Source organism: Salmonella sp. NW884, assembly GCF_051700745.1.
Classification (GTDB): Bacteria; Pseudomonadota; Gammaproteobacteria; order Enterobacterales; family Enterobacteriaceae; genus Salmonella; species Salmonella enterica.
The window spans coordinates 16,506-38,163 of record NZ_JAMMDE010000017.1; the positions used below are offsets into that span (position 1 = coordinate 16,506).

At 47.4% G+C, this 21,658-nt stretch carries 18 protein-coding genes; 11 read left to right on the forward strand and 7 right to left on the reverse strand.

The annotated features are described in order from the left end of the window. Positions 1-61: 61 nt before the first annotated feature. Positions 62-907, forward strand: coding sequence for a DsbA family protein (locus tag NA197_RS22200; protein ID WP_000291392.1), 846 nt, complete (start codon positions 62-64; stop codon positions 905-907). Between the two features lie 38 nt (positions 908-945). Beyond that, positions 946-1,233: a hypothetical protein gene (locus tag NA197_RS22205; protein WP_000839832.1), complete on the forward strand. Its 288-nt coding sequence runs from the start codon at positions 946-948 to the stop codon at positions 1,231-1,233. A gap of 99 nt (positions 1,234-1,332) precedes the next feature. Here NA197_RS22205 and NA197_RS22210 read toward each other — a convergent pair whose 3' ends face one another. Beyond that, positions 1,333-1,782: a winged helix-turn-helix domain-containing protein gene (locus NA197_RS22210; protein ID WP_001250364.1), complete on the reverse strand. Its 450-nt coding sequence runs from the start codon at positions 1,780-1,782 to the stop codon at positions 1,333-1,335. A gap of 370 nt (positions 1,783-2,152) precedes the next feature. Between NA197_RS22210 and NA197_RS22215 the strand changes: the two genes are divergently transcribed. Next, positions 2,153-3,157, forward strand: a complete 1,005-nt coding sequence (locus NA197_RS22215; protein WP_064043350.1) for a LysR family transcriptional regulator — start codon at positions 2,153-2,155, stop codon at positions 3,155-3,157. 7 nt (positions 3,158-3,164) lie between these two features. Here the strand turns inward: NA197_RS22215 and NA197_RS22220 are convergent, their stop codons facing one another. Next, positions 3,165-3,605 carry a winged helix-turn-helix domain-containing protein gene (locus tag NA197_RS22220; protein WP_023226877.1) on the reverse strand — a complete coding sequence of 147 codons (441 nt, stop codon included), beginning with the start codon at positions 3,603-3,605 and terminating at the stop codon, positions 3,165-3,167. 522 nt (positions 3,606-4,127) lie between these two features. On the opposite strand from NA197_RS22220, the gene NA197_RS22225 reads away from it, so the two are divergent. After that, the gene (locus NA197_RS22225; RefSeq protein ID WP_064043351.1) at positions 4,128-5,846 is read left to right on the forward strand and encodes an aryl-sulfate sulfotransferase; all 1,719 of its coding nucleotides are present in this window, start codon (positions 4,128-4,130) and stop codon (positions 5,844-5,846) included. Positions 5,847-5,891: 45 nt separating this feature from the next. Here NA197_RS22225 and NA197_RS22230 read toward each other — a convergent pair whose 3' ends face one another. Both NA197_RS22230 and NA197_RS22235 read right to left on the reverse strand, forming a co-directional pair. After that, the gene (locus NA197_RS22230) at positions 5,892-7,463 is read right to left on the reverse strand and encodes a bifunctional metallophosphatase/5'-nucleotidase (protein ID WP_000262866.1); all 1,572 of its coding nucleotides are present in this window, start codon (positions 7,461-7,463) and stop codon (positions 5,892-5,894) included. A 98-nt stretch (positions 7,464-7,561) separates the two neighbouring features. Then, positions 7,562-8,323: an outer membrane protein OmpK gene (locus NA197_RS22235; protein WP_000791534.1), complete on the reverse strand. Its 762-nt coding sequence runs from the start codon at positions 8,321-8,323 to the stop codon at positions 7,562-7,564. 594 nt (positions 8,324-8,917) lie between these two features. Between NA197_RS22235 and NA197_RS22240 the strand changes: the two genes are divergently transcribed. From NA197_RS22240 to nhaR, 6 genes are all read left to right on the forward strand, one after another. After that, on the forward strand, positions 8,918-10,411 hold the full coding sequence (locus NA197_RS22240; protein WP_064043352.1) for a sulfatase family protein: 1,494 nt from the start codon (positions 8,918-8,920) through the stop codon (positions 10,409-10,411). Between the two features lie 98 nt (positions 10,412-10,509). Then, positions 10,510-11,700: an anaerobic sulfatase maturase gene (locus tag NA197_RS22245; protein WP_000971152.1), complete on the forward strand. Its 1,191-nt coding sequence runs from the start codon at positions 10,510-10,512 to the stop codon at positions 11,698-11,700. 18 nt (positions 11,701-11,718) lie between these two features. Further along, positions 11,719-12,981, forward strand: coding sequence for an IS1/IS1595 family N-terminal zinc-binding domain-containing protein (locus NA197_RS22250; RefSeq protein WP_077950675.1), 1,263 nt, complete (start codon positions 11,719-11,721; stop codon positions 12,979-12,981). 118 nt (positions 12,982-13,099) lie between these two features. Continuing rightward, positions 13,100-14,815, forward strand: a complete 1,716-nt coding sequence (locus NA197_RS22255; protein ID WP_001094799.1) for an aryl-sulfate sulfotransferase — start codon at positions 13,100-13,102, stop codon at positions 14,813-14,815. 162 nt (positions 14,816-14,977) lie between these two features. Beyond that, positions 14,978-16,144 carry a Na+/H+ antiporter NhaA gene (gene nhaA / locus NA197_RS22260; protein ID WP_045900292.1) on the forward strand — a complete coding sequence of 389 codons (1,167 nt, stop codon included), beginning with the start codon at positions 14,978-14,980 and terminating at the stop codon, positions 16,142-16,144. Positions 16,145-16,205: 61 nt separating this feature from the next. Next, positions 16,206-17,105 (forward strand): transcriptional activator NhaR, encoded by a 900-nt coding sequence (gene nhaR, locus NA197_RS22265; protein WP_000062872.1) that lies wholly within the window; start codon positions 16,206-16,208, stop codon positions 17,103-17,105. A gap of 54 nt (positions 17,106-17,159) precedes the next feature. Here the strand turns inward: nhaR and NA197_RS22270 are convergent, their stop codons facing one another. The 3 genes from NA197_RS22270 to rpsT all read right to left on the reverse strand — a co-directional run bounded on the left by NA197_RS22270 (position 17,160) and on the right by rpsT (position 21,331). Next, positions 17,160-19,199, reverse strand: a complete 2,040-nt coding sequence (locus NA197_RS22270) for a glycoside hydrolase family 31 protein (RefSeq protein ID WP_064043354.1) — start codon at positions 19,197-19,199, stop codon at positions 17,160-17,162. A 39-nt stretch (positions 19,200-19,238) separates the two neighbouring features. Further along, entirely contained in the window at positions 19,239-20,612 is a 1,374-nt protein-coding gene (locus tag NA197_RS22275; RefSeq protein ID WP_000099989.1) for an MFS transporter, read from the reverse strand. A gap of 455 nt (positions 20,613-21,067) precedes the next feature. Next, positions 21,068-21,331: a 30S ribosomal protein S20 gene (rpsT, locus tag NA197_RS22280; protein WP_001518655.1), complete on the reverse strand. Its 264-nt coding sequence runs from the start codon at positions 21,329-21,331 to the stop codon at positions 21,068-21,070. Positions 21,332-21,436: 105 nt separating this feature from the next. Between rpsT and NA197_RS22285 the strand changes: the two genes are divergently transcribed. Continuing rightward, entirely contained in the window at positions 21,437-21,652 is a 216-nt protein-coding gene (locus NA197_RS22285) for a DUF2575 family protein (RefSeq protein WP_001538903.1), read from the forward strand. Positions 21,653-21,658 lie beyond the last annotated feature (6 nt).

Here is a 21,658-nt window from a genome sequence, read left to right on the forward strand (position 1 = left end):
TTTTTTCAGGCGTCTCCCGATAGCGGGAGGCTTTCCGAACTTATCGAACGAGACTTTTATTATGTATTATCACGCGTTAAAACTTTCCCGACTGGCGATGTTGACGTTGGCAGGCGTTGCCGTATCCGCCTCGGCAATCGCCGCCGATTCTGCCCCGACGTCGCAAATTGGCCCGACGGCGGAAGCCTACATCGTCAGTCATCCGGATAAAGTGGGAGAGGTGGTGGCAACGTATTTGGCCGAACATCCGGAATTTTTGGTCGCCGCCAGCGAGACGTTGCATCAGCGTCAGCAGATTGCGCAACAACAGGCGTATGTTCAACTGGCATTACAGTATCGTGCTGAGTTGCTCAGTAGCAGCAGTCCTTCCGTTGGGCCCAACGAGGCAAAAGCGGCGGTGGTGATGTTCTTTGATTACCAGTGCTCGTGGTGCAGCAAAATGGCGCCTGTGGTCGAAAACCTGATTAAGGCGAACCCGGATACCCGGTTTATTTTCAAAGAGTTTCCTATTTTTTCCTCCCGCTGGCCGGTATCCGGACTGGCGGCCAGAGTCGGCGAACAGGTATGGCTTACACAGGGCGGGGCGAAATATCTCGACTGGCATAATGCGCTTTATGCCACAGGGAAGGTGGAAGGCGCGTTAACGGAACACGATGTCTACACCCTGGCGCAACATTATCTAACGCCGACGCAGCTGGCCGCCGTAAAAGAAGCGCAAAGCAGCGGTGCAGTACATGATGCGCTCCTCACTAACCAGGCACTGGCGCAGCATATGGACTTTAGCGGCACGCCTGCTTTTGTCGTCATGCCTCAGACGCAAGACGGTGATGTAAAACGGGTGACCGTGATCCCGGGAAGCACGACTCAGGATATGTTGCAAATGGCGATTCAGAAAGCGAAGGGGTGATATTCGCTCAGAGGAGAACGCACAGGAGTGAAAGTAAAATGAAGTCTATGCGTTGCGTCATACCGGTGATTTTACTTTCCTTTATCGTTCATGAAGGGACAGCGAAACCGACCGCTCAGATTCATTTTATGGGATCGGTTGTTGAGGCAGGCTGCTGGAATGACGTGGGAACCTTAGAAATTCAATGCCATAATAAAGAGGGAGTTGAACGTTATATTATTGTCGAGAATATTATCACGCCGATATCATCTCCTCATGCAATGGTAAAACGAGATTATTTGGATGAAGATAAGCAATTAACAGTGCTACGCATTGTCTATGACTGAACCGCGTAGCAGACCGCAGGTAGTGTCCCGTCAGTGTCGTGTGAGGATATTATGAAAAATGTTCTCACCTTCCCGGGACACGGTCTACAGACTTTATCTTCAGATAAACGGCGCTAAAAAGAAAAGTACCATCAATAAAAAAAGGGTGGGAATACCAATAGATATAATTTTATTACATCGGTGAGTATGATATTGAATAGCTTGTGGCGGTATGTCAGCAGCGTCAATGATAAATCTTTCATCGATTTTTATCCCCTGCCTGGGGAGCGTAACAAACAGTTCGAAAAGCCCGATTTGTTGTAAATCTCGTCGCAGCAGATAAAGAAGTTGCGTCAAATTAGCATCGCTAACAAATTGACTTCGCTCTCCCCAAACTGCGTGTGAAATCATCTCCCGCGTAATCAGTTTCTTGTAGGCATTTTCAAAAAGATAGCTTAAACAACGCGCACGCATTAGCGTCACCTTTAGCACTTTTTTATCATGTAATGATATTATTTCTCTTAACGACTCATTATAAATAAATTCGTTATTAATAGTATATTGTCTCATGAATTCACTCCGTTTTGATATTCATAAGGTACGTTTCACACTGTCAGTGTGTTCACTGGCGGTAAAGTACTCCTTACATCAGTACGGATAAGCGTAGAGAACCGCAAAGAAATAAGAGAATCATTTGTGATTAAATAGGATAATATTATGTTTTTTTTACTTTTTTATAAAGTGTGCCAGATGTTTTTGATGTTTTTTATAAAATAGCATCATGTGTTTTTATTTCACACAGGCTGAAATGATATCAATAAAATTATAATTTAATAACAAACAGATAGAGGAAATGATTTACTTATTGAAATAAGTGTGGTGCAAGGTTAATCTGCGCCTTAAATGATGGTGCCAGATTATACCAGCCAGGATAACCTATATGCGGCCAATAAAAAATGCTAAAAAAATTGACTACAATCTGATCAAAGTGTTCGATACGGTTATTACTGAAGGAAATGCAACCAGGGCGGCGAGGAAACTGGATGTCACGCCTGCGGCGATCTCTCAGGCTCTTCTTCGTTTACAAAATCTTTATGGCGAAGAGTTATTTATCAGAACCCGCAAAGGATTAGTTCCGTCCAGCAAAGGTAAATCGCTTCACCAGGTATTTCGCCAGGCAATTGAATCTATAGAAAGCACACTGTGCGATAAAACAGATGCTCAGGAGAGTAATGAACTCATTGTTCTGGGAAGTGATATCACTGAAAATTACTATTTTCCAGCATTGCTGGATACTGTGTTGATGAATCGATATATTATTAAACACTATGCGATTAAAAAAACAGGGGAATACTCACCAGCCTCCATGCTGACGCATGGCTATGCGGATGTCATCATGGGAATTCTGGAAATTAAGAATGAGATGATCGAAAGTTATCTTATTGATAATTTATCTGATTTTGTTTGTGTTTGTGGTGAAAAAAGTCCATTGGTTGGGCTTGAAAAAATGTCTTTATATAATTTTTATGCTGCCAGACATGCTGTCTATCATTCAGATATGTTCTCTTCTTTCACCGCTGATAGCATTGATTTATTCAAGAGCAGTACGCCTTATGCGGGGCGCAGGGAAATAGGTTATTATAGTGATTCACTATTTGGCGTTATCGGTGTTGTTGAAAAAAGCGATATGGTTGCGATTTTGCCAGGAAAGATTGCTACTTATTTTAGGGATGTGCGGCGTTATAATATAAAAATACTACGTATGCCTGATGAAATGATTTTTCGTACGTTACCCGTCTATGCTTATCTGGCTACAAACAGCACCCATTATAAAAATGTCAAAAAACTGATATCAACATTTCAGTCGACCTTTCTTTTTAGCCAGGAAAAGCAGCCTGACGCTTTGGTTGAAGGAAGCACATCCTTATGCGATTTGTCGGCTTAATATCAAATTATCGTATTAAATAAATAACCATTATGACCATGGTCAGTAAAGCGAAAAATAATGCCATATATTTATACTCTTCTTTTTTTAAAGAAGAGGGGAGGCAGCTTTTGTTTTCATTGCTGATAATAATGTTAGCATCTACTTTAATACCAGTTCGAGGCACCGTGGAAAAAAACTGGCTCAGGCCAAAGCCTTTAAGGTCGCGCCGCAGTAGATATAATATCTGGGTCAGGTTGGCGTCGCTGATAAATTGACTTCTTTCCCCCCAAAGTTCATTAGAGAGTTGTTTTTTATAAATAATCTCTTGTTGTGCATGATTCAGCATATATTCCAGACATTTTATGCGCATTGCGGCAATTTTTATCATCTTTCCCGTTTTTATGTTTTTTAGCTCATTGGTCTTATCATTGTAAGTGTGCGTGCTGTTAATTAAATAAATAGTCATGATGTTATTTAATGGGTTTAATTGGGGTAGCGATAATAATATGCATATTAAATTTGTGGATCAACTGGTGTGATTGTAATAGCGTCTTTTTTCCAGAGAAAATCGTATCGTGTCACAAAAATGATGGTTTTTTAGAAAAACTAAAATTTTATTTTTAGTCGCTCTAAAAATAAAATGATAGTAGTGTTAATTTTTATCAGTAGATTGATATGCTTTGATTGATTTATTGTTGACATAAAATAATTTGAATTATGGCGCAAGGCCTATGCCAACCATAAAAAAGGTATAGGCTATTGGTCACAATGCATTAATGCTACATAATTGTTATGCTTTTATAGTAGCGCCAGGGAAATAAAATCTTCGGACGATAAAGAATAGTTTTAGTCTGGGTGTTATTTTATGGATGTTTTATTTTAAATTATTAAACCGATTTCTCTTGTTGACGTAGGGTTATTTGCTAAGCAACGGGCTGGCTTGTTGTGGCCGCTCGTTGTCTATATCCCAATTAATCAGGAGAAACGTATGAATAAGAAAAGTTCGTCAATGGTTAACTTGCCCGCACCGCGTGAGCCGATTAACCAGAAAATCGATACCAATAACGCACTGGTGTTAAACCATAACGCCATATATGAACAACGATTAGCGGAGATCACGCAATCTAATACCTGTGACAAGGCCATTGTCACCGTAAATCCCTACGGGACCGCCCCGTTGAGTCTCTATCTGGGGGTTTGGATGGATGAAGCTGCCGCGCTTGAGATCAATGTTGTTGATAGCGAAGCGACGACAGAGGAAGTGCGTTATCAATATGATGTACATCCGGGCGCTAACCTTATTCCTGTGTGTGGGATGGTATCCGCGGTGAATAATCAGATTACCCTACGCCTTGCCTCGCAAATTGTCGGGCAATATACAGTAATGACAGACGCATTACCGCCCACGGATTCGGCTAACGTGAGCCTCGGCTTCCCTATTATTAGCGTCTCTTGTCCTGCGCAGCAGGCCTCGCTGATGGAGGAAGGACTTTATTTCTCCACTTATTTTGATCGGTATAATCTGGCTTTTGATCATAACGGGATTGTCCGGTGGTATGTCAGTCAGGAAATCCCTTCTTATAATTTTGTCAGAATGGATAACGGCCATTTCCTGGCGACGTCACAGGGAATAAACCATTGTCTGAATATGTATGAATTTGACATTATGGGACGGGTTTATACGGTTTATCTTCTCGACAATGAGTTCCATCACTCCATTCTTCCCATTGAGAACAATCTGGCGATTGCGCCTTCAGAATATAGCAATGGACGGCCAGATGGTTACTCAACCGGGAAAGATGGCGTTTCTATTATTAACTTATCTACCGGACTTGAAGTCGCCTATTACGATATGCTGTATGTGATGGATTATTCCAGATCGCCGCGTCCTTCCGGAAGCGCGCCAGGTCAGGACGTATCAATGGATGACTGGCTACATATCAACCAAAGCTATATTAATGAACCCAACAATTTGCTGATTTGTTCCGGTCGGCATCAGAGCGCGATTTTTGGCGTAAATGTGGATTCCGGCGAACTGCGCTTTATTATGGCGAACCATGAGGATTGGTCTGACGAATTCAAGCAATACTTATTAACCCCTGTCGATGATGATGGCATCCCGCTGTATGATCTTACCTCGCCGGGAGGGATTGATGCGGCAGATAAGAATTTCTGGACCTGGGGGCAGCATAACATTGTTGAAATTCCAAACGATGAGCCTGGTATCCTGGAGTTTATGGTCTTTGATAATGGTAACTATCGTTCACGCGAAGATGCGAAAAGTCTGTTGCCGCTCGATAACTTCAGCCGGGTGGTGCAGTTTAAAATAAACCTAAATACGATGACCGTAACGCGTCCGTATGAGTATGGTAAAACGGAAGTCGGGAACCGGGGCTATAGCAGTTTTGTGAGCGCTAAGCATTTATTGACCAATGGTCACCTGGTTATTCATTTCGGCGCGACGACGGTTGATGAGTTTGAACATACCATTACCGCGCAACCAGGTTCCAGCGATCTTGTCGATCCGGATGAAGGGCAACAGGCATTAGGCCGACTGGTATTACAAGAAATCAATAAAGAGACGAAAGAGGTCTTATTCGAAGCGATGGTGACGTCGGGCTATTTCAAGAACGAAGAGACGAATGGCACGAATTATCGTTATGATATTTCTGCATTTCGGGTATACAAAATGCCGCTGTTTGCATAACTAAGTATGTTATGCGGCCGGTTATCGACCGCATAACATTATGGTTTATTTGCTAATATCATCCACGCGCATGGTGTGGTCAGGTTGAATATTGTTAACCTGCTTCATATAGTTAACCAACGCCGGTGCGGTTTGTATCCCTATATATTTGATATTTTTACCTTTAGTGAAGGTAAATCCGCCACCGCCTTTACCGATAAAGGAATCCAGCGCGACGGTATAGAGTTTATTGTCTTCTACCGGTTTGCCTTTGATATCAAATTCAACAATACGCTGGCCCAGCGGTTTGGTGCTGTCATATTTAAACTGGACGGTTTTCGATACGTGCAGCATACCGTTTTTCAGATCGGCAGCGTGTGACATGATGGATTTCAGGTCTTTACCGCTGATTTCCATGCTCATGACATCGTTGGTGAACGGATACATACTCAGCACATCACCATAGGTGATATTGCCTTTTGGCAATTCGGTACGGATGCCGCCAGCATTATAGAAGGAAGCGTCGGCGCCAGGAACGGTAGCCATCAGGGCATCGGTGATTAAGTTGCCGGTTGGCGCGGATTCACCGTAAGAACGGGTCAGCACTTCCGGAGAGTGCGCGACCACCTCATCGGTAATTTTCTTAACCTTGTTATCCCATTCGTCAATTTTGGCCTGCGTGACCGGATCTGGCTTATAAGTATCCGCATACATGGTGATCAACTTACCATTGTAGCTGTCCACTTTTTTGGTTTCCGGGTTCCAGTCAAGCACCAGTTTACCTAATTCGATGGTGTACGCATCCGTGGAAACGACAAGGGTATCGCCCACTTTAATCGGTTCTGGCGTACCTTTATGCGCATGGCCGGTAATCAGGACGTTAAGTCCATAGCCTTCCAGCGATTTCGCCATATCAACGTCGGTTTTCAGCGCGCGTGCGACATCAGCCTCGCCTGCGCTGGACTGCATACCCGGCACGCCTTCGTGGGCGAGCAGCACGGTCAGGTCAACTTTCCCTTTTAACTCTTCCAGCTGTTTTTTCACATAAGGAATCGGATCGCGGCAGTCAACGCCTTCACGCACGCCTGCGGCAATCGCTTCATAGAATGCGGAAACGCCGTGCATACCGATGACGCCGATCTTGAATCCATCTTTTTCCACGATGGTATACGGTTCTTTAATTAATGGCGTATCTGTGCCGCTGTAAAAAACATTATCCAACAATACCGGGAATTGCAATTTGCTGAGTTGTTTAACCAGATTCTCATGGCCATGGTCAAATTCATGGTTACCGACAGAGACGGCGTCGTAAGGCATGGTATTTAAAATATCAATAATAGCCTCGCCTTTGGTCAGCGTACTGATAAAAGGTCCGGTGAAATAGTCGCCAGCATCAAAGAAAAAGACATCTTTCTCTTTCGCTTTTGCATCTTTGACAATTTTCGAGATGGGCGCAAAGCCGCCTACCGGACGTGTCTTGGATACATAGGGGATAATTTCTGGGGTTACATGGGCATGTAAATCGTTCGTATAATAAATTGTGATGTCACGCGCATCGGCTGAAAAGGAAATGGCTGAAGACAAACCAATGCACAGCGACAGTAGGGATATCGAAAACTTTTTGTTCATATAAACCATCCATTTACGCTACATTAAAGAAAAACAATGCCTGTAGTCGTGTCATTCACGACTACAAACTGGAGAAATTAAGTAATATTCATCAAGTTTATTAATTATTAAAACTCGAAGCCGATCAGGTAATTCATACGGTCGCCGTAGCCGTCATACCCCAATTTATTATTGAAGTAACGGTAAGAGACGGAGGCGGTCCATCGCGGCATAAATTTCCATGTAAACGTTACCGCGCCGTTCAGGCCGGTCGTCCCACCCTGTTGTTCGGCGTAGGCATCATTACGATCCATTTCAACTTCGTTCCAGTTTGAAATGACGAACTTTTCATTGAACATATCAAAGTTATAAGCCGCGACCCAACCGAGAACATAACCGTTAAAGCCTGTCGCCTGTCCATACTTTTTAGAGGTATAATCGTTCGATAAGTTATGAACAGCGAAATAGGGCTTAATAAAGCCTGATGGGCTGGTTAAACCCAGATAACCTACCCCGTACATCATGTTTAATTCATCGCCGAATTTATTCTCCATCGACATATAGAGTTTCATCATTGCGGTAAAGTTAGAGCCTTCTACCACCCTATAATGTCCCAGAAATTGGGTAACATGGTTACGGCCTTCTACCGGATGGTTGAGCACGTTCATTTCATAAAATGATGCAAATTCGCCCCTGTCAAACACGGCGCCGAAATCGGCTACCGCTTTCCACACTTCGCCGCGATCGACATTGACAAAGCCTTTATTCCAGTCGCCATATCCGAAGCTAAGTTTACCGTATACGCGTTTCAACTCCGCTGCCTGGCCATTAAAGCAAGAGAAAAGAACACATGCGGCGAGTAGACTATTAATATATTTCTTATTTTTCATGCTCAACTCCATGAGGTAAAAACACAGTGAAATGTTGTGTAAAGAAGCGAATTCTAAGGAGTGTCTTTTTATACGTAGGTGATAGATGTCTCAAAAATATCAGCGACATATAATCGTCAAATATTCGTGTCAGATAATGTTGTTTATTACGTGATAACTATTTGATTTATAGTTTATGTCTCTGTTGTAAAAGTCACACCGGATAGCATGAAATTAATGAAACTTCGAATGGGAATAATCTCTCGCAAAGACAACTTATTGCCAGTAAATGAGGGTGTTACCGTTGAGACAGCAACATATATTGACATCACAATAGCGGTTCTGACATATGGGCCATATTTGAGATCTGCATCACTCGTTCGCGATTTCTTTTTTTATAGACTGCTTCAGGCGTGTTTTCTTTAGCACGAAATATATTTATGGCATTAATATTATAATGCGTGTGAATAATTTTCTACGATAAAAAGATGTTGATGGAAGAAATATAAGACAAATCGAATATATATAGTGCAATTAATTTTGGCTGTATTCCGCAGCCGGGTCTATCGGCAAATATATCGTAATCAGACCGTGCGATAACTCAAAGGAGTTGAAATGAAAAGAACAGTCGTTGCCAGTATGATAGGGTTGGCGCTATGCGCTGGAAGCGTATTATCAACCGCGCAAGCGGCAACCGCAAAGCGCCCTAATTTAGTCATTATTCTGGCGGATGATTTAGGGTATGGCGATCTCGCCACCTACGGGCACCGCATCGTTAAAACACCTAACATAGACAAATTGGCGCAGGAGGGGGTGAAGTTTACCGACTATTATGCGCCAGCGCCTCTGTGTTCTCCTTCCCGCGCGGGCCTGTTAACCGGTCGTATGCCGTTCCGTACCGGAATCCGTTCCTGGATACCGGAAGGCAAAGATGTTGCGCTGGGGCGTAATGAACTGACTATCGCCAATCTGCTAAAACAGCAGGGCTACGATACGGCGATGATGGGGAAATTACACCTGAATGCGGGCGGCGATCGCACCGATCAGCCGCAGGCGAAAGACATGGGCTTTGACTATACGTTGGTTAATCCGGCGGGATTTGTCACCGATGCTACGCTGGACAACGCCAAGGAGCGCCCGCGCTATGGCGTGGTGCATCCTACGGGGTGGATTCGTAATGGCCAACATATTGGCCGCGCAGATAAGATGAGCGGCGAGTTTGTGAGCTCTGAAGTGGTGAACTGGTTGGATAATAAAAAAGACGATAATCCGTTTTTCTTATATGTCGCCTTTACCGAAGTCCATAGCCCGCTGGCGTCGCCGAAAAAATACCTTGATATGTATTCGCAGTACATGACCGACTACCAGAAGCAGCATCCGGATCTGTTCTACGGTGACTGGGCAGACAAACCGTGGCGCGGTACCGGCGAATATTACGCCAATATCAGCTATATGGATGAGCAGGTCGGTAAAGTGCTGGATAAAATTAAGGCGATGGGCGAGGAAGATAACACCATCGTCATCTTTACCAGCGACAACGGCCCTGTCACGCGCGAAGCGCGTAAGGTGTACGAGCTGAACCTGGCCGGGGAAACCGACGGTCTGCGCGGACGTAAAGACAACCTGTGGGAAGGCGGCATTCGCGTACCGGCAATCATCAAATACGGCAAGCATATTCCACAGGGAATGGTAACGGACACGCCGGTATATGGTCTTGACTGGTTGCCGACGCTGGCCAACATGATGGACTTTAAACTCCCGACCGATCGTACCTACGACGGTCAGTCTTTAGTTCCGCTACTGCAGGACAAGACGTTAAAACGCCAGAAACCGCTGATCTTCGGTATCGATATGCCGTTCCAGGACGATCCGACGGATGAGTGGGCGATCCGCGACGGCGACTGGAAGATGATCATCGATCGCCAGAATAAACCCAAATATCTCTATAACCTGAAAACCGATCGTTTCGAGACGCTCAATCAAATTGGTAAACAGCCGCAGATTGAGAAACAGCTTTACGGTAAGTTCCTGAAGTATAAAAAGGATATTGATAACGATTCGCTGATGAAAGCCCGTGGCGATAAGCCGACGCCTGTCACCTGGGGCTAATGGAATAATTATAAAAAATTAAGTATGCCACTTAGGGCGATGCCCACCTGATCCGGTCACTCTGTGCCGGATCAGGTTCTTTTATTTCAGGGAAGGTAATGATGTTTGGGAAAAGTTGTCAGGTCATGGTTAAACCGACCGGATCGGTGTGTAACCTTGACTGTAAGTACTGTTTTTATCTGGAGAAAGAAAAGCTCTATCCGGATCGAAAAAACCATTACAAAATGTCGGAAGAGACCCTCGAACTCTTCATCAGGCAGCAGATTGCCGCACAAGATATTGATGAGGTCATTTTTGCGTGGCAGGGCGGGGAACCCACATTAATGGGCATCCCGTTTTATCGTAAAGCCGTTGAGTTTCAGCAGCGCTATTGTGGCGGCAAAACCATCGTCAATACCTTCCAGACCAACGGCATCCTGATCAACGATGACTGGGCGACCTTCTTCCGGGAGCATGATTTTCTGGTTGGCGTCTCTATTGATGGCGATGCCGCGTTACACGATGAATGGCGAGTGACGCGCTCCGGAAAGCCGACGCATGAAAAAGTAGAAAATGCGGTGCGTTGTCTGGCGCAGCACAACGTGGAATTTAATACCCTCACGGTGGTTAACCGTACCAATATGCATCATCCTGTTCAGGTCTATCGCTACCTGAAAAGCATTGGTAGCCGCTATATGCAATTTATCCCTTTAGTTGAACGCTGTGGGGAAAATGGGCTGGCGCAGCCGCAGGATAAACATATCGCGATGACGCCGTGGTCGGTCGATAGCCTGCAATTTGGTCAGTTTCTGAATGCGGTATTTGATATCTGGATCCGTGAGGATATCGGCGATATCGGCATTCAGCTATTTGAACAGACGCTGGCGGCCTGGTGCGGCCTGCCGCCGCAGGTTTGCGTTTTTGCTCCCACCTGCGGCAGCGCGTTTGCGATGGAAATGAACGGCGATGTTTATAACTGCGATCACTTCGTGTATCCGCAATTTAAACTGGGGAATATCCACCAGAAGACGCTGCGTCAAATGAATCAGGGCGAACAAAATCGCCAGTTCGGCAGCGATAAACAGCGTTCAATGGCGCAGGAGTGCCATCGCTGTCAATGGAAGTTCGCCTGCTATGGCGGCTGTCCGAAACATCGTTTTTTACCCTCTGCGTCAGGCGCAACCAATCATAACTATCTGTGTGCAGGTTATCAGGCTTTTTTCTCGCATACCGCGACGGCGATGAGTGCCATGCGAACCCTGTATGAAAAAGGCATCTCACCTGCAGAAATAAAGTCAATATTTGTTTGAAGGTAGTATTCGCAGGGAGTGAATATGTTTTCTCACATTAATGTCGATGCTTGCAAAACGCCAGGCTGCAAAAATCTGGGGATTCTGGGGAGTCCAGACTATCTACCGCAAGGGAAAAATGTTCTCTGTCGAGCGTGCGGCTTTTTGTTCCCCATTATCTCAGCCAGATCGCTTAATCTTTTTCGCCAGGCGGCGAATCAACCCTGGAAAGGTCTGGTGAAGTCCTGTCCGCATTGTGGCGGGACGTCGCTGAAAAAATATGGCTTTTCCACTAAAGGTGAACGGCGTATGTATTGCCGCCAGTGTAATAAAACGTTCATCTCCTATACCGCTATCAGAAGCGACGCCAGACAAGAGAACCTTGCCACGTTGATTGGCGAAGGAGCGTCGCTAGTTGAAATACGCGCGGCGCTGGCGATAGACAGCACGGGTTTTAGCCGCGAATTACAAAAACTGTCCCGTCGCGCTAATCAAGCGGAACGCGATTTTGTGTTTCCCGCGTTTGACATCGCTATGAGCACGCGGGCGTTTCGTGTGAAATTTAACGGCGGCGACAGCAGCTTATACGTGTTGGTGACGGCGGAAGAAGAGAGCGGTAAGGTCGTCGCGATCTCAACGAATTACTCCGCCCAACCGGTGGAAGCGGATTATCAATATCATTCTGATTACGAAGAACGACTCCCGTCCGGCACGCTGGCGCATCTGGTGCAGCGAAAAGAGGCGCTGACCATGCGCCGTAATGTATTATTTGATGTGGATTACGGCCCCGCCATTTTATATAAAAACGATCCGGGGATGTTAGTAAAACCCGTATTACCTGCTTATCGACATTTTGAGTTGGTTCAGGCGTTGACGGATGAGCGCTCCCTGAATGTCCAGCATTATCTCGATCACGAATGCTTCATTCTGGGCGGCTGTATGATGGCGAATTTTAGCTATCTTCGTCAGGGGCGCTGCCATATTTCGTTTGTGCGTGAAAGAGGCGTTACGCCGCCCAAACGCGATCTCCCTCCGCGGTTGTTTTTGAGCGGCGGAATTCGCAACAACGTCTGGCGTACATTTTCCACACGGGATTATGCGATGGCGGTATGCAATCTCACAGGAAATAAAAAGGTGAGTTTGTTACGCCATGCGACGTTAAATAGCGCGACGGCGTTTATTCGTTATGTTCACAACCATCCCTTCCTGCCGCATCTTAACCGGATGTCTCCTGGCAATGTTGTTGCCGTACTGGATTACCTAAAATTTGAATATAACGCTTCACGTGAAATGAATTGCTAAAATAAAAGGTGTAATGAGGTATTTTTGCGGCATTTTATTCGGTCGGCATAAAAATCCAGAGTATTAATTTTCGTGGTCCCCATGAGGGGCGATGAGATTAATACACTGGAGATTTATCATGAATACGTTGACTGCAACGTCTGTTGTCCTTCCTGCGCCGCGTCCGGCGATTAATCAGGGTATCGATATCAATAATGAAATGGTGCTTAACCATACCGCTATTTATGAAAATTGCCTTGCGCAGGTCACGCAAGAGAATACGGTAGAAAATGCGCTCATGTTGTTAGACCCTTACGGCACGGCGCCTTTAAGCGCCTATGCCGGCGTCTGGAGTCTGGAACCGGCTGAGATCATGGTCACGGTCCAGGATGCGGCAAAAACGGCGATGCCGATAGAACATCTTTACACCCTTACGCCAGGCGCAAATCTGTTACCGGTTCTGGGGCTGGTAGCGGAGACTGAAAACCATATTGTCTTTTCTCAGGCAGATACGCCACTTGCCGTCTATACGCTCACCACACAGCCGCTACCGCCGGTAGATTCCGCGGAAGTCGTATTAGGTTTTCCGATTATCAACGTGACGCAACCTGCTACCGATGCGGACAAGATGGCGCCAGGGTTTTATTTTATTACGCATTTCGATCGCTATAATTACGCATTAGATCAGAATGGTCTGGTGCGCTGGTACGTTACTCAGGATTATCCGTCTTATAATTTTGTTCGAATTGATAATGGCCATTTCCTCACTACTTCAGAAGCGAAAAATACCTATCTGGATATGTATGAGTTCGACATGATGGGGCGTCTTCACACATTCTATAATCTCGATAATCAATTTCACCATTCTATCTGGCCGTGGGACAGCAATACCATTGTTGCGCCCTCTGAATATACCTCGGGTCGGCCCGACGATTTGAAAACCAATGAAGACGGCGTATCGGTTGTCGATCTGACTACCGGACTGGAGACGGCTTACTACGATATGGCGAAGGTGCTGGATACGACGCGGGTTTCCCGTCCTTCAGGTACGGCGCCGGGAGAAGACCCGACGGTTAAAGACTGGCTGCATATAAACCAGAGTTACGTGAATGAGACGAATCAGTTGTTAATTGCGTCCGGGCGTCATCAGAGCGCGGTGTTTGGCGTCGATCTGCAAACGCAAGCGCTACGCTTTATTTTGTCAACGCATGAAGACTGGGACGACGCTTATCAGCCTTATCTTTTAACCCCGGTCGACAGTGAGGGTGTGGCGCTTTACGACTTTAGCAAACAGGAGGATATCGACGCGGCCGACCGTGACTTTTGGACGTGGGGCCAGCATAACGTCGTTGAAATCGCCAATAATACGCCGGGCATGGTGGAGTTTATGGTGTTTGATAACGGTAACTACCGTTCGCGTGATGACAGCAAAAGCCTGTTACCGCCGGATAACTACAGCCGCATTGTCCATTTCGTGGTGAATATGAATGAGATGACCGTTATGCGGCCATTTGAATACGGCAAGGAGCTGGGCGCGCGTGGCTATAGTAGCTGCGTTAGCGCGAAAGCGATCCAGCAGAATGGCAATATTGTGGTGCATTTTGCCGACTGCACGTTTGATGAAAATGGCCGCGCCATCTCTTGCCAGCCTGGCGAGAGCGATATTATCGATCCGCAGGCGGGCAGCGAGGCGATGGGGCTGCTAATTTTACAGGAGATTGCGCCTACGGAGAAAACCGTGCTTTTTGAAGCGACCATGACGTCAGGTTACTACAAAAACGCGGAAACGAACGGGGAAGGCTATCGCTACGATATTACCAGTTTCCGGGTGTATAAAATGGATCTGTACGCGTAGCGGTCTATCATCAATGACTGACTGCACTAAAAAGGTCCGGCGTAAGTCGGACTTCATTTCGTAAAAAACGAGCTATTCATCATATATAATCTAATTTTAACGATGAGTCAGGCGAGGTAAGATAGTAGATCCGAAGAATTCACCTGATTGAGAGAATAAAAAGTGAAACATCTGCACCGATTTTTTAGCAGCGATGCCTCTGGGGGCATCATTCTCATCATCGCCGCTGCGCTGGCTATGCTGATGGCCAATATGGGCGCGACCAGTGGATGGTATCATGATTTTCTGGAGACGCCGGTTCAGCTACGGGTTGGGGCGCTTGAGATCAACAAAAACATGCTGTTGTGGATCAACGATGCGCTGATGGCCGTGTTTTTCCTGTTGATTGGTCTGGAAGTTAAGCGCGAACTGATGCAAGGCTCGTTAGCCAGTCTGCGCCAGGCCGCTTTTCCGGTGATTGCCGCCATCGGCGGGATGATTGTACCGGCATTGCTCTATCTGGCCTTTAACTACTCCGATCCGGTCACTCGCGAGGGCTGGGCTATTCCTGCCGCGACGGATATCGCCTTTGCGCTGGGCGTGCTGGCGCTGTTGGGCAGCCGGGTTCCGCTGGCGCTGAAAATATTCCTGATGGCGCTGGCGATCATCGATGATCTCGGCGCCATCGTTATTATCGCACTGTTTTATACCAGCGATCTTTCTATCGTCTCGCTGGGCGTGGCGGCGTTCGCGATTGCCGTGCTGGCGCTGCTGAATCTGTGCGGCGTCAGACGGACAGGGGTATATATTCTGGTCGGGGCAGTGCTGTGGACGGCGGTACTGAAGTCCGGCGTTCACGCGACGCTGGCAGGCGTCATTGTCGGTTTCTTTATTCCGCTGAAAGAAAAACACGGTCGCTCGCCGGCCAAGCGTCTGGAGCATGTTCTGCACCCGTGGGTCGCGTACCTGATCCTGCCGCTCTTCGCTTTTGCGAATGCCGGCGTTTCTCTTCAGGGCGTCACGATGGACGGTCTGACCTCCATGCTGCCGTTGGGAATTATTGCTGGTCTGCTGATTGGTAAGCCGCTGGGGATTAGCCTGTTTTGCTGGCTGGCGCTGCGTTTCAAGCTGGCGCATCTGCCGCAGGGGACCACTTATCAGCAAATCATGGCGGTCGGCATTTTGTGTGGCATTGGCTTTACGATGTCCATCTTTATCGCCAGCCTGGCATTTGGCAATGTCGATCCGGAACTTATTAACTGGGCGAAATTGGGCATTTTGATTGGTTCATTGCTCTCCGCAGTGGTGGGGTATAGCTGGTTGCGCGCGCGTTTGAACGCGCCGGCATAATCAGTACGAAGGAAAGGGGGAGCGATGTATCGCTCCCTTGCGACATTGAACAGGGAGAGAAATGAGCATGTCTCATATTAACTACAACCATCTTTATTATTTCTGGCATGTCTATAAAGAAGGTTCTGTCGTGGGTGCCGCAGAGGCGCTTTTTCTGACGCCGCAAACCATTACTGGTCAAATTAAAGCCCTGGAAGAGCGTTTACAGGGGAAGCTATTTAAACGTAAGGGACGCGGTCTTGAACCCAGCGAACTGGGCGAGCTGGTTTTTCGCTATGCGGACAAAATGTTTACGCTAAGCCAGGAGATGCTGGATATCGTCAATTACCGCAAAGAATCAAACCTGTTGTTTGATGTCGGCGTCGCCGATGCTTTATCCAAGCGTCTGGTCAGCAGCGTTCTGGATGCGGCGGTGGTGGTGGACGAACCCATACATCTGCGTTGCTTCGAGTCCACGCACGAAATGTTGCTCGAACAGCTCAGCCAGCACAAGCTGGATATGATTATCTCCGACTGCCCGATAGATTCCACGCAGCAGGAGGGGCTATTCTCAGTCAAAATCGGCGAATGCAGCGTCAGTTTCTGGTGTACGAATCCGCTTCCCGAAAAAGCGTTCCCTGCCTGCCTGGAAGAGCGACGGTTGCTGGTGCCGGGACGTCGCTCGATGCTGGGGCGTAAATTGTTGAACTGGTTTAATTCGCAGGGGCTACAGGTTGAGATCCTCGGCGAATTTGATGATGCGGCCTTAATGAAGGCGTTTGGCGCGACGCACGATGCGATTTTTGTGGCGCCGAGCCTTTATTCGCTGGATTTTTATGCCGATGAGTCGGTAATAGAGATTGGGCGCGTGGAGAATGTCATGGAAGAATATCATGCGATTTTTGCCGAGAGAATGATCCAGCATCCGGCGGTGCAGCGTATTTGCAATGCGGACTACTCGGCATTATTTAAGCTACAGTAGACATACCTACCGTAATACTTCCGGCTGCGGTACTAACCCGCAGCCGGAATCATTCTACAAATTCAGTAGGCTACGGTACTGCCCACCTTCGCGGATAAATACCGGAATTCTGTTCAGTGGCGTAGCGTACTGCAGCGTCTGCCCTCCTGAATAGCTTTCACCAGTCGCAAGATCTGTCCACTTTTCTCCTTCCGGTAGCCAGACATCACGTTCGCGCATACCTTCATGCATGACGGGGGCAATCAGCAGGTCAGGACCAAAACAATACTGGTCGGTGATTGTCCAACTTGTTTCCTGTTCGGGGAATTCAAAGAACAGGGGGCGCATCACTGGCGTATTGTGCTTATGGGTTTCCTCCATCAGCGCTTTGATATAGGGCTTGAGTTTTTCTCGCAACGCCAGGCAACCTGTCAGTACGTCGCATACTTCCTCACCGTAGCTCCAGACCTCGTTCGGCGCACCTGTAGGGCACTGGGCGATACCATCCCGGTACGGTTGCGCGGGTAAAATTTGCGGATCGCGGTTGCCGTGCAGACGCATCACCGGACTAAAGACGCCCCACTGGAACCAGCGAATTAGCAATTCATGGAATTTCGGGTCGTGAATATTACCGCCATGAAAACCGCCGATATCCGTCGTCCACCACGGTATCCCCGCGATTCCCATATTGAGTCCGGCGGCAAACTGGTTGCGCAGCGATCTAAACGAGGAGTGAATATCCCCTGACCAGACCAGAGCGCCGTACTTCTGACTGCCGGCCCAGGCGCAGCGTAGCAGGTTGATAACCTGGTCTTCGCCATCGGCTTTCATGCCATCAAAAAAGGTTTTGGCGTACATGCGTGGGTAGATATTGCCCACTTCCAGTACCGGCCCGGCATGGTAGCGATAGTTGTCGTAGTCGTAAACGCTGAACTCAGGTTCGGCTTCATCTAACCAGAATAACTTCACGCCTTTATCGTAATAGTTGCGTTTGGCTTTGCCCCAGACGTAGTCGCGCGCGCCCGGATGAGTCGCATCAAAGTAAGTGGTATTGCCGAGGAAATCCATATTGATCGGCAAGCCACGTTCCGTTTGTACCAGCCAGCCGTTTTCGCGCATCTCCCGATAGCTTTCGGTACGGTTATCCACCGTCGGCCAGACGGAGACCATCAGCTCAATTCCCAGCGATTTCAGCTCGGCAATCATGGCATCAGGATCGGGCCAGTCGCGCGCATCGAACATCCAGTCACCCTGATTCGGCCAGTGAAAGAAGTCGATAACGATCACTGAGATAGGCAGATTGCGGCGCTTATATTCGCGGGCGACCTCCAGCAGCTCTTCCTGCGTACGATAACGGAGTTTGCACTGCCAGAAGCCCATGGCGTAGTCCGGCATCATCGGCGGCGTGCCGGTAGCCAGCGCGTAAGCCCGGCTAATTTCTGCCGGGGTATCGCCAGCCGTGATCCAGTAGTCCAGCTGTTCGCTGACCTGCGCTTCCCATTCGGTAACGTTTTGGGCAAAGGTTACGCGTCCGACTGCCGGGTTGTTCCATAAAAATCCGTAGCCCAGACTGGAGAGCATAAACGGTACTGAGGCCTGGGAGTTACGTTGCGCCAGCTCAAGCACGCATCCTTTGAGATCCAGGTTGGCCTGTTGATACTGCCCCATGCCATAAATTTTTTCCCCTTCGGTGGCTTCGAAGCGGGCTTTCAGTGAATATTTCCCACCCTGAATCGGGCGGAACTCGCGTCCCTCAAGGTTGAGGGCGCTAACGTACTGGCCGTGAGATGATTCATCCTCGCCAATTTCGCCCCGCAGGCGCCAGAACTCCTGCAACAGGGGTTTGTGTGGATGGCGGTAAAAGGTAACCTGTCCTTTTTGATTGACGATAGCGATAATTTTGCCGTTGGTCAGCGTTGCCTGGTGGTGCTCATAATCAATGTGGCACTGACTTTCTGCGACTGGCTCAGTCAATGCCCAGTCTTCATTTCTCATTACCGGCAGATGACGGCCGCTGCGTACGCGCAGGCTGTTCTCGCCCCAGGGTTCAATCCATAAATAGCGATCGTTTTGCTGCCAGACCAGACGACGCGGGTCTTGTTGCATAAATGGCATGGTGGTGCCTCCCATATTCGAGGGTGAAGGTAAAGAACGTTATGAGTTGACGGTTTCCAGATCGTGGCGAATCTTCTCTTCCATCGCTTCGTATTTGCGAAAGAAAAGTAGTGGGATCGCTGCGAGCGCGAAGAGTAGGGCGGGTGCCCAGATAAAGGCCCAGATAATGCCCTCCAGACCCGCAGCACTCTGGGCATGGTTGGGGACATAGCCAAAACTGTTCATGATCCAGGCGGCGAAAGCGGTGCCGAGGCCACTACCCATCTTGATGCAGAAGGTGCTGCCGAAGGCGATAAGAATGCCGGTAGCCTTAATACCGGTCTTCCAGGCGCCGAAATCGACGGCGAAGCCCAGCATGGCAAACGGCATTGAGCAGGCGATACCGCTGCCGATATTGCCGAGTATCCAGGCGGCGATGAGGAAAGTAATGTTGTCCGCTGCCAGCCACATCATGACGCCGCCAAACGTGGCGACCAGCAGACCGCCTACCCATATCCAGGTTTTAGCCAGGTATTTGCTAAAGAAGGGGATAGCGATGATAAACAGGATCTGAATCGTCGCCAGGCTGTTAATCAGCGGTACCAGATCTTTACGGTCGAGGTTGTAGGTCAGATAATAGACAATGGTCGTGTTGCGCTGCTGTAGGGCAATCCAGAAGATCAGATTAGCCAGCACCATCAGGATCCACGGCCAGTTACCTTTCATCGCCGCGAAACTTTTTTTCATCGGCAACTTAGGTTCATGCTGTATTTTATCCGTATCCATTTCACGAATGTTTTTAAACGCAAAGAGCGTTAGCGCGCAGGATATAATGGCAAACGTAATTGCCGTATAAATAAAACCAGCGTGATCATCACCGTTACCTAAAAAAGCGACTAACGGCAAGGCGGTCGCGTTCATTAATAAAACCCCAATTTGTCCACCGGTCATTCGCCAGGAATTTAAAACCAGTCTTTCCTTGGGAGATAAGGTCATCAGGGGTAATATTGCACTGAGTGGTGTATTAAGTCCGGTAAATAGAATGCTGGCAATCATATAAGATATTGCTGCATAGATGGCTTTTCCTGTCATACTGATATCAGGAGACCAAAATGACAGCGCGCTGAATACCGCAAAAGGCAGCGGTAACCATAAAAACCAGGGACGACATTTACCGTAGCGTGAACGCGTTTTATCGATGATGATCCCCCATATGGGGGCGTCTATGCCATCGATAATACGCGCCAGCAGCAGGATAACGCCTGCTACGGCAAGGCTAATGCCCGCAACGTCTGTGTAGAAATATAAAATGTACGTTGAACCGAAGCAGTACAGCAGATTACCCGCCACATCCAAAGAGCCGTAGCTAATACGCTGTAGTAAAGACAATGATGCTGACCCGGAAGGCTGGGTATCCTCAATGACAGAACTCATAATGATAACTCCGATATTGGTACGATACGCCCAGAAAAACAACCTCTACTTTCTAAGCAAGTTTTGAATATTATTTTTATGTCGTTTTTGAATTTAACCTCAGATTAAAATGAGTAAGTAAGGTGTACATGAAAAGTAGTTAACCCGACGGCATCAATCAATTATTAAATCTTACATCAGGATTGCGTTTATTAGTTTTTGAATGAGCGATGTTTTTATTTGCTAAGGTGGTCACAGTTTTTTCAGTAATGAAATAAGAAAAGGAAAACAGTGAAAGAAAATAACTTTCAAGTATTACGTGACTAAGGGAGGGGTAGCTGAAAAAATAGGCTGGTCAGGAAGAGCGTGAACGAGTGAGATCAGCGCCAGCGGTTGTCGAGCAAAACGGCAGATAGCAGGCATAAAAAAACCCGCTTTACGCGGGTTTTTCTACAAAGCTGATAACAAGCAGGCGATTAAGCCAGTTTGTTGATCTGTGCAGTCAGGTTAGCTTTATGACGTGCAGCTTTGTTTTTGTGGATCAGACCTTTAGCAGCCTGACGGTCCACGATCGGTTGCATTTCGTTAAATGCTTTCAGTGCAGCAGCTTTGTCGCCAGCTTCGATAGCTGCGTATACTTTCTTGATGAAAGTACGCATCATAGAGCGACGGCTTGCGTTGTGCTTACGAGCCTTTTCAGACTGAACGGCGCGCTTCTTAGCTGATTTGATATTAGCCAAGGTCCAACTCCCAAATGTGTTCTATATGGACAATTCAAAGGCCGAGGAATATGCCCTTTTAGCCTTCTTTTGTCAATGGATTTGTGCAAATAAGCGCCGTTTAAATTGCAGCACTCGTTGCGTAGTGATGGCGCAGGATTCTACCAGCTTGCGTGCTGTGAATACAGCCTTTCCATGAGAAAAATTGCATTAAGCGGCGGGTTTTGGGGCGGAGTTTGCCGCATGGCGATGAAAAGCATCTTCTTTATGTTTCCTCAGGGCAATAGTCGGTTAACCTTGACCGCTGTACAAGGTATACTCTTGCGATTTTCACTGTTTTGAGTCAGA

Bases quoted from the DNA above. Each gene is read 5' to 3' on its own strand.
- NA197_RS22200 (WP_000291392.1), top strand. From the start codon at position 62: ATGTATTATCACGCGTTAAAACTTTCCCGACTGGCGATGTTGACGTTG.
- NA197_RS22205 (WP_000839832.1), top strand. From the start codon at position 946: ATGAAGTCTATGCGTTGCGTCATACCGGTGATTTTACTTTCCTTTATC.
- NA197_RS22210 (WP_001250364.1), bottom strand. From the start codon at position 1,782: ATGAGACAATATACTATTAATAACGAATTTATTTATAATGAGTCGTTA.
- NA197_RS22215 (WP_064043350.1), top strand. From the start codon at position 2,153: ATGCGGCCAATAAAAAATGCTAAAAAAATTGACTACAATCTGATCAAA.
- NA197_RS22220 (WP_023226877.1), bottom strand. From the start codon at position 3,605: ATGACTATTTATTTAATTAACAGCACGCACACTTACAATGATAAGACC.
- NA197_RS22225 (WP_064043351.1), top strand. From the start codon at position 4,128: ATGAATAAGAAAAGTTCGTCAATGGTTAACTTGCCCGCACCGCGTGAG.
- NA197_RS22230 (WP_000262866.1), bottom strand. From the start codon at position 7,463: ATGGTTTATATGAACAAAAAGTTTTCGATATCCCTACTGTCGCTGTGC.
- NA197_RS22235 (WP_000791534.1), bottom strand. From the start codon at position 8,323: ATGAAAAATAAGAAATATATTAATAGTCTACTCGCCGCATGTGTTCTT.
- NA197_RS22240 (WP_064043352.1), top strand. From the start codon at position 8,918: ATGAAAAGAACAGTCGTTGCCAGTATGATAGGGTTGGCGCTATGCGCT.
- NA197_RS22245 (WP_000971152.1), top strand. From the start codon at position 10,510: ATGATGTTTGGGAAAAGTTGTCAGGTCATGGTTAAACCGACCGGATCG.
- NA197_RS22255 (WP_001094799.1), top strand. From the start codon at position 13,100: ATGAATACGTTGACTGCAACGTCTGTTGTCCTTCCTGCGCCGCGTCCG.
- nhaR (WP_000062872.1), top strand. From the start codon at position 16,206: ATGAGCATGTCTCATATTAACTACAACCATCTTTATTATTTCTGGCAT.
- NA197_RS22270 (WP_064043354.1), bottom strand. From the start codon at position 19,199: ATGCCATTTATGCAACAAGACCCGCGTCGTCTGGTCTGGCAGCAAAAC.
- NA197_RS22275 (WP_000099989.1), bottom strand. From the start codon at position 20,612: ATGAGTTCTGTCATTGAGGATACCCAGCCTTCCGGGTCAGCATCATTG.